We start from the raw sequence: 12,425 nt of genomic DNA on the forward strand, positions 1-12,425 counted from the left end.
CCCGCAAAGCCCTCAAGCTCCGGCACTGCTGCCTGGCAACAGTTCGACGGCCACGGCGCAGTACTTGAACTCCGGGATCTTGCCAAATGGGTCCAGCGCGGCGTTGGTGAGCAAGTTGGCCGCCGCCTCCACGTAGGCGAAGGGCATGAACACGGCGCCACGCGGCGTGCCGTCGTCGCGCCGCACCCGTACCTGCACCATGCCGCGCCGCGAGCGAATGCCCACCATCGTGCCGGGCTGCACGCCCAGCCGCGCCAGTTCCTCGCCGTGCAAGGATGCTGTGGCCATGGGCTCGATCGCATCGAGCACGGCGCTGCGCCGCGTCATGCTACCTGTGTGCCAGTGCTCCAACTGGCGCCCGGTGATCAGCACCAGGGGGTAGTCGGCATTGGGCGTCTCGGCGGCCGAGATCACATTGGCAGGCACCAGCTTGAGGCGCCCTGTGGGCGTGGGGAATTGCTCGGTAAAAACGATGGGCTGGCCTGGGTCGTCTTCGGCAAGGCAGGGGTAGGTCACGCTGGAGTCGCGCTCCAGCCGACTCCAGGTGATGCCGCCAATGCTGGCTTGCATGGCCTGGCGCATTTCGTCGTACACGGCGGCCACGCCCGACTCCTCACCCTCATAGGCCCACGCCAGCCCCATCCGCGTGGCGATCTGCTGAATGATCCACAGGTCGGGCCGCGCACCGCCCGGTGGGTTCAGCGCGCGGCGGCCCATCTGCACCATGCGGTCGGTGTTGCTGGCCGTGCCCGCCTTTTCAGGCCAGGCGCTGGCGGGCAGCACCACATCGGCCAGCCAGGCGGTTTCGGTGAGGAAGATGTCCTGCACCACCAGGTGCTCCAGACTGGCCAGCGCATGGCGCGCATGGTTCAGGTCGGGGTCGCTCATGGCGGGGTTCTCGCCCATGATGTACATGCCGCGCACCTTGTGCGGGTCGCTGTCCGGCGCCAGCGCTTTGTGCATGATCTCGACCACGGTGTAGCCGGGCGCTTCATCCAGCTTGGTACCCCAGAAGTCTTCAAACCAGGCATGCGCCCCGGCGTTGTCCACGCGCTGGTAGTTGGGGAACATCATGGGGATCAGCCCCGCATCGCTTGCGCCCTGCACGTTGTTCTGGCCGCGCAGCGGGTGCAGGCCCGATCCGGGCTTGCCGATCTGGCCGGTGACGGCGCACAACGCGATCAGGCAGCGCGCGTTGTCGGTGCCGTGCACATGCTGGCTCACGCCCATGCCCCAGAGAATCATCGACGCCTTGGACTGCGCAAACGCACGCGCCACCTCGCGCAGCGTCTCGGCCGGAATACCACACACCGGGGCCATGGCCTCGGGGCTGCAGGCCATCACATTGGCCTTGAGGGCGTCGAAGTTGCTGGTGCGGTCGCGCACAAAGGCTTCATCCACCAGGCCCTCGTCGATCACCGTGTGGATCAGCGCGTTGAGCATGGCCACGTCGGTGTCGGCCTTGAACTGCAGGGTGCGCCAGGCGTGGCGGCCGATGTCGGTCACACGCGGGTCGGCCAGCACGATTTTGGCGCCGCGCTGGGCGGCGTTTTTCATCCACGTGGCCGCCACGGGGTGGTTGGCCGTGGGGTTGGAGCCGATCACCAGGATCAGTTCGGCACGCTCCACGTCATTCACCGGGTTGCTCACCGCACCCGAGCCCACGCCTTCGAGCAGCGCGGCCACGCTGGAGGCATGGCACAGCCGCGTGCAATGGTCCACGTTGTTGCTGCCAAAGCCGGTGCGCACCAGTTTCTGGAACAGGTAAGCCTCTTCGTTGCTGCCCTTGGCCGAGCCAAAGCCCGCCAGCGCCTTGGGGCCGTGTGTGCCGTGCAAGCCCTTGAGCTGGGCTGCTGCCAAGTCCAACGCCTCGTCCCAGGTCGCTTCGCGGAAGGTGTCGCGCCAGTCGGCACCGTAGGGGCGCACTTCCTTGGGCACGCCGGGCTTGCGGATCAGCGGCATGGTGAGCCGGTCGGGGTGATGGGCGTAGTCAAAACCAAAGCGCCCCTTGACGCACAGGCGGCCATGGTTGGCCGGGCCGTCGCGCCCGTCCACGCTGACGATTTTTTCGTCCTTGACGTTGTAGGTGACGAGGCAGCCCACGCCGCAGAACGGGCAGACCGAGTCCACCTTGCGGTCCACCACCTGCGAGCCGATGCGCGTCTTGGCGCTGAGCGCACCCGTGGGGCAGGCTTGCACACATTCGCCGCAGGCCACGCAGGTGCTTTCGGCCATGGGGTCGTCCAGGTCGAAGACGATCTTGCTCTCGGCACCGCGCTGGGCGTAGCCGATCACGTCGTTGACCTGCTCCTCGCGGCAGGCGCGCACGCAGCGGTTGCATTGGATGCAGGCATCGAGGTTGACGGCCATGGCCGGGTGGCTGAGGTCGGGCGCGGGTTGCTCGCGGCGCAGGCCTTTGAGCGCCGGGCGCACCGCGACGCCCATGCGGCTGGCCCAGGCGCTGAGCTCTCCGTGCTGGCCCACTGTGGCTGAAATATTTGAATCAAATGGGCCGCTAGCGCTTGATGAATAAGCGCTACCAGCTATCAATTCAGGAGTATTTTTTTCACCATCGTTCCAGCGGTAGCCTTTGTCGGGCATGTCCGACAGCAGCATCTCCACCACCATCTGCTGGCTTTTGCGGGCGCGGGGGCTGGCGGCCTGCACTTTCATGCCTTGCGCCGGGGCGCGGCAGCAGCTGGGGGCCAACGTGCGCTCGCCCACAATCTCGACCACACAGGCGCGGCAGTTGCCGTCGGGGCGCAGGCCGTCGGTGTAGCACAGGTGGGGGATGTCCACACCGTGGCGCTGTGCGGCCTTGAGGATGGTTTCGCCGGGGTGGGCGGTGACGGGTTGGCCGTCCAGTTCAAAAACGATGGCCTGTTCAGCCGTCATATCGCCCACGGGGATTGGAAGGGTGCGCGCGTTCATGCAGCCACCTCGTGCGCAAAATACTTCTGCACGCTACGAATGGGGTTGGGCGCCGCCTGCCCCAGCCCGCAGATAGACGCATCGCCCATCACCTGCGCCAGGTCATCAAGCAGCGTGGCATCCCACTCACCCGCCTCCATCAGCGTGGCGGCCTTGGCCGTGCCTACGCGGCAGGGCGTGCACTGGCCGCAGCTTTCGTGCTCGAAAAACCGCATCACGTTCAGCGCCGCATCGCGCGCCCGGTCGTGCTGGCTGAGCACGATGACGGCGGCCGATCCGATGAAGCAACCGTAGGGCTGCAGGGTGTCGAAGTCGAGCGGTATCTGGTTGAGGTGGGCGGGCAGGATGCCGCCCGAGGCGCCGCCGGGCAGGTAGGCGTAGAGCTGATGGCCATCCTGCATGCCGCCGCAGTATTCGTCGATGAGTTCCTGCACCGTGATGCCTGCGGGCGCGAGCTTGACGCCGGGGTGTTTCACCCGCCCGCTCACGCTGAAACTGCGCAGCCCCTTGCGCCCATGGCGGCCAAAACCGGCAAACCACTGCGGGCCTTTTTCAACGATGTCGCGCACCCAGTACAGCGTCTCGAAGTTGTGCTCCAGCGTGGGGCGGCCGAACAGGCCCACCTGCGCGATGTAGGGCGGGCGCATGCGCGGCTCACCGCGTTTGCCTTCGATGCTTTCGATCATGGCCGACTCTTCGCCGCAGATGTAGGCGCCCGCGCCGCGCCGCAGCTCGATGTACGGCAAGGGGCATGGCGGCTCGGCGTGCAGGTCGTCGAGCGCAGCCTGCAGCAGCGCGCGGCAGCCGTGGTATTCGTCGCGCAGGTAGATGTAGATGGCCTCGGTGCCCACCACCTGGGCGGCGATGAGCATGCCCTCCAGAAAGCGGTGCGGGTCGCGCTCGAGGTAGGTGCGGTCCTTGAAGGTGCCGGGCTCGCCTTCGTCGATGTTCACCGCCATCAGGCGCGGCGCCAATTGGTCACGCACGATGCGCCACTTGCGCCCTGTGGGAAAACCGGCACCACCCAGGCCACGCAGGCCCGAATCCTCCATCGCCGTGAGCACGGCCTCGGCCTCCATCTCGCCGTTGACCAGCGCCGCCGCCAGTTGGTAGCCACCGTGGGCGCGGTAGGTTTTGAGGTCGGTGTGGGCGGGGCTGATGACGTACGGCTGCGCGGGAACGCTTTTCTCGGCCAACGCAGAAACATCAAAATTGATAGCTACCAGCCCAGGCGGATGAAGCGCTACAGCCCTAATTGGCTTGGAATTCACCACATCCAGCACGGAATCGACCGTGGCACGCGGCACCGGGCACTGGTGCACCACGGCCACGGGCGCCTGCTCGCAGCGGCCCACGCAGGGTACGGCCTGCACCTGCACATCGCCCTGCCCTGCGGCGCGCAGGCGTTCGGGCAGCACGGCCAGCAGTTCGCGCGCACCGGCCAGGCTGCAGCTCAGGCTGTCGCACACGCGCAGCACCAGGCGCGGGGCCTCTGCGCCCTCGCCACGCGCGATCTCAAAGTGGTGATAGAAGCTGGCCACCTCATACACCTCGGCCATCGGCAGGTTCATCTGCCGCGCCAGTGCCACCAGGTGGCGGTCGTGCAGCACGCCAAAGTGGTCGTTCAGGCGGTGCAGGTATTCGATGAGCAGGTCGCGCCGAAAACCCGCGTCCGGGCGCGGGCCCAGCAGTTGCGCCACTTCGGCCATGGCGGCATCCTCGGGCTGGCGGCCCTTGAGGTGGCTTTTGCGGCGAATGCGTTCGCGCATGTCGTTGACCGACAGGGTGGCGACGATAGGAAGGTCGGAAGCAATGTTCATGGGCCGGGTGCGTGGGCTGCGTTGTCTTGTAAAGCGTCTGCATAGGACGCGGTGTTTGACGCAGTTTCGGGCAGGGTTGCCGCGTGCGTCAAATTGCTTACGCACATGTATCGATCAGAAAAATAAATGAATTCTCAAAAAATCATTCTTTTTGCGAATTAATCTTATCCCCACACCGCACCCAAAGTCACTATCGGTCCGCAGCCAGCAATCCACTGTGCGCCGCGGCGTGCTCCAGCCACTGGGCATCCTGCGCCAGGGCCAGCGCCGCATCAAGCGCGCGCGTGGGCTGCACCTGGCGGTGCGACAGGAAACCGATGGGCGTGGTGAGCACCGGGCTGATGAGGGGTCGTGCCTCCAGTTCGTCGTCACCGCGCACCACATCGACCAACGCGCCCGGCAATACGCTGCACAGCCCGCCCGCTATCACGCTCAGGGCCAGGGTGAGCACCGAGTCGGTCTCCATGGCGGGTTCCACCGTTACGCCCGCGCTCAGGAGCGCGGCATCGATCAGGCTGCGGTTGTACATTTCTGGCGCGAGCAGGCACAGCGGCAGGCGGGCCGCTTCGGCCCAGTGCACAGGGGCGCCGATCTGCAGCTTGCGGCCTCGGGGCCTCTGTGGCTCTTGCGGCCCATCCAGCGGAGCCGCCCGGCGCAGCAGAAAGTAATGCTCCACATACTGCGGCCAGGTCTTCAGCGGCCCGCCACCCGCAGGCATGCGGTCGGTGTAGCCCAGGGCCAGGTCCAGCGAAATGTTCTCCAGCCCCGCCTCCAGCGCCTGCGAGCTCATCGACAGCACCACGGGCACGATACCCGGATGCCGCGCCTGCAACTGCGCCGCAAACCGCGCCAGGATGGGCATGGCCGTGGGCACGCCGCCCAGGCGCAGTGTGCCGCGCGGGTGGGCTGCATCGCTGCTGAGCGCCTGCTTGAGCACCTGGTGCTCATGCAGCATGCGCTGGGCCGTGGCCAGCACGCGCTCGCCCTCGGGCGTCAGGCCCTCAAAGGTGCGGCCCCGGCGCACCACCACCACGCCAAACTCCCGCTCCAGCGCACGCAGCGCGTTGGACAGCGCTGGTTGCGTGATGTGGCAGGCCTGCGCCGCGCGGCCGAAATGCTGGTGCTCATTCAGCGCCACCAGGTAGCGCAGGGAGGTGAGCAGGTTCATGGGGTCAAGCCTTTGCCTCTGGCAGGGCACCGCCGCCCGCCAGTTCACGCTCGATCTGAGCGATGCTCGGCAGGCTGGTTTGCAGCTCTGCAGGAAGGGATTCCAGAAGCCTGTATTCAGCAATGCCCATCGGCTGCGCCTTGTCGCCCAGGGCGTATTCAGCCACCACCTTGTTCTTGGTCTTGCACAGCAGCAGGCCAATGGTGGGGTTGTCCTGCTCGCTTTTGACCTGGCGGTCCACCGCCGTGAGATAAAAGCCCAACTGGCCCAGATGCTCGGGCTTGAACTTGCCGCCCTTGAGCTCGATCACCACATAGCAGCGCAGCTTGAGGTGATAGAAAAGCAGGTCGATAAAAAACTCGTCGCCGCCCACGTCCAGAAGCACCTGTCGGCCCACAAAGGCAAAGCCCGCTCCCAACTCCAGCAAAAATTCTGTGACGTGCTTGACCAGAGCATGCTCAACTTCGCGCTCCTGGGCTTCCCCCGTCAGTCCCAGGAAATCGAAACGGTACGGGTCCTTGACGGATTCGCGTGCCAAATCAGATTGCGGCTTGGGCATCGTGGTGGGGAAATTGGTCACAGCTGCCCCGCTGCGCTCCAGCAAACCTGACTCGATTTGCATCACCAACACGTTGCGCGACCAGTTGTGCTCGATGGCTTTGGCTGCGTACCACTTCCGGGTCCCCGGGCCAGGCAATTTGTCGAGCAGCGCCAGTTGGTGATACCAGGGCAATTGTGCAAGCACCCCTTGCACAAATGTCCCGTCCGGCCAGCTCTCGGCAAAGGCGCGCATGTATTTGAGGTTGCGCGGAGAAAACCCCTTCATGTCCGGAAACGCCGCACGCAAATCCAGCGCCAGCCGCTCGATCACCTTCGCGCCCCAACCTTGCGCCGCCTGGCGCTGCAGGATGTCCTGGCCGATCTGCCAGTACAAAAGCACCAGCTCACGGTTTACCGCCAGCGTGGCCCGCTGCTGGGCGGTGTGGATGCGCCCCTTCAAATCGGCCAGCCAGTCGGCATATCCGGCGGGGGTATCCATCAGGCCAGCGGGCTTTTCGCTCATGGGTTTTAGGTCTTTTTAGCCACTAGCGCCCACCAACAAAGCGCAAACAGCTATTAATTTAATAGCAAAACCAACTCACGTGTTCTTGCTGATCGAGATCGTCGGGAATTTGTTCGAAAAATCCTTGGCCTGCTGGGCGATCTTCACCGCCACGTCGCGGGCCACCTTTTTGTAGATCTTGGCCACATCGCCATCCGGGTCGGCCACCACGGTGGGCTTGCCGCTGTCGGCCTGCAGGCGGATGCTCATATCGAGCGGCAGCGCGCCCAGGTAGTCCATGTTGTATTCGGCGGCCATCTTCTTGCCGCCATCGGCGCCGAAAATGTGTTCCACATGGCCGCAGTTGCTGCACACGTGGGCGGCCATGTTCTCGACGATGCCCAGGATGGGCACGCCCACCTTTTCGAACATCTTGATGCCCTTCTTGGCATCGAGCAGGGCGATGTCCTGCGGGGTGGTGACGATCACGGCGCCGGTCATGGGCACGCGCTGGCTCAAGGTAAGCTGGATGTCGCCGGTGCCGGGGGGCATGTCGATGATGAGGTAGTCCAGGTCTTTCCAGTTGGTCTGGCGCAAGAGCTGCTCCAGCGCCTGGGTGGCCATGGGGCCGCGCCAGATCATGGCCTCGTCCTGGTCCACCAGGAAGCCGATGGACATAACCTGCACGCCGTAGTTTTCGAGCGGCTCCATGGTCTTGCCGTCGTCGCTTTCGGGGCGGCGGTTAATGCCCAGCATCATGGGCTGGCTGGGGCCGTAGATGTCGGCATCCAGCACGCCCACGCTGGCGCCCTCGGCCGCCAGCGCCAGGGCCAGGTTGGCGGCGGTGGTGCTTTTGCCCACGCCGCCCTTGCCCGAGGCCACGGCGATGATGTTCTTGACCTGAGGCAAAAGCTGCACGCCGCGCTGCACGGCATGGGCGATGACCTTGGTGGTGATGTTGACCGAGACGTTCTCAACCCCGGCCACGCCCTTGGCGGCGGCCACCAGGCTGCGGCGCAGCTCGGGCACCAGGCTCTTGGCGGGGTAGCCCAGCTCCACGTCGAAGGCCACGTCGCCACCGGTGATCTGCAGGTTGCGCAGCGCGCGGGTGCTGACGAAATCCTTGCCGGTATGGGGGTCCAGCACGCTGGAAAGTGCGGCCAAAAGGCCCTGTTCGGTGACTGCCATGCAAATAACTCCTGTGGGGCGGGTAGTCTATCCAAGCGCTCCAACCTCTGTAAGTGCAGGACAATGCGCACCGCACTGCACCGTCGCTCTCCACCAAAAAGGTCTCCCGTGAAATTCAAGATGTCCGACAAATCCCTGTTCGCCATGTTGCTGCGCTCGCCGTGGTGGATCAGCTTTTTGGTGGTCGGCATCATCGTTCTGGCCGCAGGCGCACTGCTCCCCAAGGAATACTTCGTGGTGGGCGCGCTGGCCGGTTTCCCCATCTTTGTGGTGGGTTGTATCGCCGCCTGGAAGCAACTGCGCGCCCCCAACCCGGCCAAGGTCGTCGAGATGCTGGAAGCCGTGGGCAACATGCCTTGGCGCACCTTTGCAGACACCCTGGCCACGGCCTGGGGCCGCGCGGGCTACACGGTGGAGCGGATCAACAGCGCCAGTACCCCCGGGGCCGACATGCGCCTGACCCAGGGCGGCAAGACCACGCTGGTGAGCGCCAAGCGCTGGAAGGCCGCCACCCACGGCGTGGAGCCCCTGCGCGAGCTGCAGGCGGCCATGGCGGCGGCCGATGCACCAGCCGGGGTGTATGTGGCGGCGCTGGGGCAGGTCAGCGACAACGCCCGCATCTATGCGCGCGACCACGGCATCGTGGTGCTGCAGGGCGACGCCGTGGCGCAATTGCTGCTCAAGGGCTGAACGCCGCTGCACACGGTGTGGTTCCATGCGGGTTTTCCCACGTGAAACGGTAGGGGCACCCCTCCACACTCGGGGCATCAGATTGCAACGCCCGCCATGCGACCCACAGCCCCTTCTTCTTCATCGGATACCCCCGGCACACTGCCCCAGACGCCAGCCACCGGCCTGCTGCTGACCGGCGGCGGTGCCCGCGCCGCCTACCAGGTGGGCGTGCTGGAGGCCATTGCCGACATCCGCCACGCCTGTGGCGAGGGCGATGCCCCCAACCCGTTTCCCATCATCACCGGCACATCGGCCGGTGCCATCAACGCTGCTGCGCTGGCCTGCGGGGCCGACAACTTCGACCGTGCAGTGCGCCGCATCGCGCGTGTGTGGCGGCAGTTCCACGCCAGCCAGGTGTATGGCGCCGACTCGCTCAGCGTGATGCGCAGCGGCGCGCGCTGGCTCACGCTGGTGTCGATGGGCTGGGCGCTGGCGCGCTGGCGGCGCATGCGCCCGCGCTCGCTGCTGGACAACTCGCCGCTCGAAAAACTGCTGATCAAGATGGTGCCGCTGGTGCGCCTGCCCCGGCTCATCCGCCAGGGCCACCTCACGGCGCTGGCGGTAACGGCATCCAGCTACAGCTCGGGCGAGCATGTCACTTTCTTTGAATCGGCCGAACCAGTGAAGCCCTGGGTGCGCTCGCAGCGCAAAGCCGCCCGCGACCGCATCACCCACGAGCACCTGCTCGCGTCCTCGGCCATTCCGTTCATCTTTCCGGCCAAGGGCATCGAGGTGGACGACCATGTCGAGTATTTTGGCGACGGCTCCATGCGCCAGTCGGCGCCCATCGCCCCCGCCATTCACCTGGGGGCCGAGCGCATCCTGGTGATCGGCGCCGGTCGTATGCACGAACCCAAGGGCGACGCCGCCGCCAACCCCACGGCCACCTATCCCACCCTTGCGCAGATCGCCGGACACGCGCTGTCCAACATCTTTCTCGATGCCCTGGCGGTGGACGTGGAGCGCGTGCAGCGCATCAACCAGACCCTGTCCCTCATCCCCGAGGAAAAGCGCCTGCACAGCGCGCTGCGCCCCATCGAGCTGCTGGTGATCGCCCCATCGCAGCGCCTGGACGCCGTGGCCGCGCGCCACGTGGGCGACCTGCCAGGGCCCGTGCGCACCATGCTGGGTGCTTTGGGCGTGACCTCCAACATGGCCGACGTGCGCGGCGCGGCGCTGGCCAGCTACCTGCTGTTCGAGGCGGGCTACACACAAGAGCTGATGGCCCTGGGCCGGACCGACACCCTGGCCATGCGGGCCGAGGTGTGCCGCTTCTTCGGCTGGACGGATACCGGCGCCGAAGTGCAGGTGCGGCACCACGGCGCAGAGGCCTGAATTGCCTACGGTCTGGGCAGCCAGCCCAGGCCGTGCGCGTGCAGACTCTGCACATACAGCCGGTCGGCCGTCTCGGTGACGGCCGTGGTCTCGGGGTAGGCGCCGCTTGGGTCCTGCAGGTCGGCCACCACCTTGCCGTCATCCGTGAACGCGATCACGTGGCCGTAGGCCTTGGGGATAGGCCACAGCACACGTGGCAGGCGCAGCGTGAGGCTGCGCAGCCAGGGCTTGCCCGCCATGTTGTCGATAGTGGGGTTGCGCGGCTTGGCAAAACCCAGCCACACCTTGCCATCACGCCCGCGCATCAGGTTGTCGGGGTAGCCGGGCAGGTTGTCGAGCAGCACGCTGGCCTGCGGGCTGGGCTTGCTGCTGGTACGGCCATTGACCTGGCCGATGTCCAGATCGTTGGCATCCACCGCAATCTTCCACACGCGGTACTTGCCGGTCTCGTTCACGTACAGGGATTTTTCGTCCTGGCTCAGCGCCACGCCGTTGGCAAAGCTGATGCCTCGGGCCACCACGCGTGTGGCGCGGGTGGCTGGGTCGTATTCGATCACGCGGCCGGTGCTGGCCTGCTCCAGGATGTCGAGCACGCTGGCTTCAAAGGTGCCGCCCCAGTCCTTGGGCGCAAAGCGGGTGGAGGCATCGCTCAGGTAAATCTTGCCGCTCTGGGCCACCACCACGGCATCGGCATAGCGAATGGGGTCATCGCCCACCTTGTCGGCCAGCACCGTGACCTTGCCGTCGGGCGCGATGGACAACAGGCCCTTGACCGCGTCGGCCGCAATCAGGTTGCCCGCCGTATCGAAGTCGAACCCCAGCACCCGCCCGCCGGTGTTGGCAAACACCTCTTGGCCCGAGCCATCGGGGTTCATGCGCAGAATGTTGCCGCTGAGTACCGTGGTGTAGAGCTTGCCGTCCTTGCCCAGCGCAATGTGCTCGGGGCCCACCTCGCCCTTCAGGTCGATCATCTGCAGCCCCGCCAGGCGCTGGTTGGGCGCATGCACGCCCTGGTAGCCCGGCGCGGCGGGTGCGGTCCAGGCCACGGGCTGTATGGGCACGGGCCACCAAGCCAGGTAAGCCGCCACCGCCAGCACGGCGCCTCCTACGCCCCATCCCACCCGTTTTGCCCATGTTTTGCCCATGTGTTATCTCCTGGTTAGATTTGGAATGCCCGCCAGCATGGCACAGCCAACCGCCTAAAATCACCGGTTCCGCCTGAGAAAGCCGCTTTTCATGACGCCATCCGCCCGCAAACTCTTCGTTACCACCGCCCTGCCGTATGCCAACGGCAACTTCCACATCGGCCACATCATGGAATACATCCAGGCCGACACCTGGGTGCGTGCGCAGCGGATGCAGGGCAACGCGGTCAACTTTGTGGGGGCCGACGACGCCCACGGCGCGCCCATCATGATCGCCGCCGAGAAGGCAGGCAAAACGCCCCAGCAGTTCGTGGCCGACATCGCAGCGGGCCGCAAGCAGTACCTCGACGGCTTTCACATCGCCTTCGACAACTGGAGCAACACCGACAGCCCGGAAAACCACGAGCTGTCCAAACAAATTTACCTGGACCTGAAAAAGGCCGGCTTCATCGAAACACGCACCATCGAGCAGTTCTTCGACCCCGAGAAGAACATGTTTCTGCCCGACCGCTTCATCAAGGGCGAATGCCCGCGCTGCCACGCCAAAGACCAGTACGGCGACAACTGCGAGGTCTGCAGCTCCGTCTATGCGCCCACCGACCTGATCAACCCCTACTCGGCGCTGTCGGGTGCCAAGCCGGTGATGAAGACGTCCGAGCACTTCTTCTTCAAGCTGTCGGACCCGCGTGCGGTGGAGTTCCTCACCACCTGGACGCAGGACGGCGTGCATGTGCAGCCCGAGGTGGCCGCCAAGATCAAGGAATGGTTTGGCGTGCGCACCAACCCCGATGGCTCGACCAGTGAAGGCCTGGACGACTGGGACATTAGCCGCGACGCGCCCTACTTCGGCATCGAGATCCCCGACGCGCCGGGCAAATACTTCTACGTGTGGCTGGATGCGCCCGTGGGCTACCTCGCATCGCTCAAGAACCTGCTGAACCAACGCGGCGAAGACTACGACGCCTACATGGCCGACCCGCTGCTTGAGCAGTACCACTTCATCGGCAAAGACATCATCACCTTCCACACGCTGTTCTGGCCGGCCATGCTGAAGTTCAGCGGCC

9 protein-coding genes are annotated in these 12,425 nt (G+C 65.6%); 3 read left to right on the forward strand and 6 right to left on the reverse strand.

Going from position 1 to position 12,425, the window contains the following annotated elements; all coding sequences use genetic code 11:
- Positions 1-12: 12 nt before the first annotated feature.
- From fdhF to apbC, 5 genes are all read right to left on the reverse strand, one after another.
- Complete coding sequence (gene fdhF / locus Q0105_RS05105) at positions 13-2,931, reverse strand: formate dehydrogenase subunit alpha (RefSeq protein ID WP_298209398.1); 2,919 nt, start codon at positions 2,929-2,931, stop codon at positions 13-15.
- A complete protein-coding gene (locus tag Q0105_RS05110; RefSeq protein WP_298209400.1) occupies positions 2,928-4,751 on the reverse strand; it encodes an NADH-ubiquinone oxidoreductase-F iron-sulfur binding region domain-containing protein in 1,824 nt (607 codons plus the stop codon). Before Q0105_RS05110 ends, fdhF begins: the two co-directional genes overlap by 4 nt.
- 190 nt (positions 4,752-4,941) lie before the next feature.
- Positions 4,942-5,919, reverse strand: coding sequence for a LysR substrate-binding domain-containing protein (locus Q0105_RS05115; protein ID WP_298209402.1), 978 nt, complete (start codon positions 5,917-5,919; stop codon positions 4,942-4,944).
- A 4-nt stretch (positions 5,920-5,923) separates the two neighbouring features.
- Positions 5,924-6,982, reverse strand: a complete 1,059-nt coding sequence (locus Q0105_RS05120; protein ID WP_298209404.1) for a PDDEXK nuclease domain-containing protein — start codon at positions 6,980-6,982, stop codon at positions 5,924-5,926.
- Between the two features lie 75 nt (positions 6,983-7,057).
- Positions 7,058-8,149 carry an iron-sulfur cluster carrier protein ApbC gene (gene apbC, locus Q0105_RS05125; protein ID WP_298209406.1) on the reverse strand — a complete coding sequence of 364 codons (1,092 nt, stop codon included), beginning with the start codon at positions 8,147-8,149 and terminating at the stop codon, positions 7,058-7,060.
- A gap of 120 nt (positions 8,150-8,269) precedes the next feature.
- Between apbC and Q0105_RS05130 the strand changes: the two genes are divergently transcribed.
- Together Q0105_RS05130 and Q0105_RS05135 are read left to right on the forward strand one after the other, a co-directional pair.
- Positions 8,270-8,839: a restriction endonuclease gene (locus tag Q0105_RS05130; protein ID WP_298209408.1), complete on the forward strand. Its 570-nt coding sequence runs from the start codon at positions 8,270-8,272 to the stop codon at positions 8,837-8,839.
- A gap of 96 nt (positions 8,840-8,935) precedes the next feature.
- Complete coding sequence (locus tag Q0105_RS05135) at positions 8,936-10,216, forward strand: patatin-like phospholipase family protein (RefSeq protein ID WP_298209410.1); 1,281 nt, start codon at positions 8,936-8,938, stop codon at positions 10,214-10,216.
- Between the two features lie 5 nt (positions 10,217-10,221).
- Here the strand turns inward: Q0105_RS05135 and Q0105_RS05140 are convergent, their stop codons facing one another.
- The gene (locus Q0105_RS05140; RefSeq protein WP_298209412.1) at positions 10,222-11,361 is read right to left on the reverse strand and encodes an SMP-30/gluconolactonase/LRE family protein; all 1,140 of its coding nucleotides are present in this window, start codon (positions 11,359-11,361) and stop codon (positions 10,222-10,224) included.
- 91 nt (positions 11,362-11,452) lie between these two features.
- On the opposite strand from Q0105_RS05140, the gene metG reads away from it, so the two are divergent.
- Positions 11,453-12,425 (forward strand): methionine--tRNA ligase (gene metG, locus Q0105_RS05145; protein ID WP_298209414.1); only part of this gene is annotated, 973 nt, incomplete at its 3' end.

Origin of the sequence: Acidovorax sp. (genome assembly GCF_027492855.1) — a bacterium.
Lineage (GTDB): Bacteria > Pseudomonadota > Gammaproteobacteria > Burkholderiales > Burkholderiaceae_C > Acidovorax.